General features: G+C 72.4%; 1 protein-coding gene. It reads right to left on the reverse strand.

Annotated features, from left to right (window positions below):
- The coding region (locus EAW56_RS12465; RefSeq protein ID WP_147453342.1) for a UvrD-helicase domain-containing protein at positions 1 to 1,016 on the reverse strand (1,016 nt) is incomplete at both ends.

The raw sequence follows: 1,016 nt of genomic DNA on the forward strand, positions 1-1,016 counted from the left end.
CCCAGGCCGACGGCGGGGCCGCCGAGGATGCGCAGCGCGGCTGCCGAGTCCGCGGGCCGCACCAGCATCGTGGCCACCGCGAGGGTGTCGGCGACTTCAGGGATGTCCAGCAGCCCGCCCACGCCGACGATTTCGAAGGGCACGCCGCGCGCCCCGAGCGCCTCCGCTACCTCGGCGGAGTGCCGGTTCTTGCGCACCAGCACGGCGGCGGAAAACGGCGCTTCGTCCCGCGCGCACTGTGCGTATTGGGCGGCCAGGTTGTCCGCCACGAACGCGAGTTCCTCCTTGTTGGTGGCGAAGAAGCCGAGCGCGACCTCGCCTGCTTGCGCCCCGGGGCGGGCCGCCAGCGGCGCGACGGCGCGGTTGTCCCCGCGCCCGAGGACCGCGTCGGAGATGCTGTTTGCCAGCGCGAGGACCTCCGGCGGGTTGCGCCAGGACGTGGTCAGCTGCTTCTTCGGCGCGGGTGCGCCGCCCGCGGCCGGGAAATCGTGGACGAAGGCCTGGAGGTTGGCTGCGGTGGCCCCGCGCCAGCCGTAGATGGCCTGCATCGGGTCGCCGACGGCGGTCACGGTGAGGTCTGGGTCCGAGCCCTGCCCGAACAGGTTGCGCAGTAGCACGCGCTGGGCGTGTGAGGTGTCCTGGTACTCGTCCAGCATGACCACGCGGAAGCGCTGGCGCTGCGCCTTGCCCACGCCCTGGTGGTCGCGCGCCAGCTTGGCGGCGACCGACATCTGCTCATTAAACGTGACGACCCCGCGCGCCCGCAGCTCCTCGTTGAGGGCCCGGGCCAGCGGCAGGTATGCGCGGCGTTCCTCCTGGGTCGCGCGCCATCCGCGCAGCTTCTTGGTGAATTCGGTGCGCGCCCGCGGCGCCAAGGGCAGCGACTCCGTTTCCGCGAGGAACGCCGCCGCGTCCTGGTCTACCTCGTCGGGCGTGGTCAGCTCGTTGCCCATGGAGGTCATCAGCGCCAGCAGCCCGTCCACCACGGTGGACACGGACGGGTTGCGCCCGTCGGC

The organism is Corynebacterium gottingense, from assembly GCF_003693265.1.
Lineage (GTDB): Bacteria > Actinomycetota > Actinomycetes > Mycobacteriales > Mycobacteriaceae > Corynebacterium > Corynebacterium gottingense.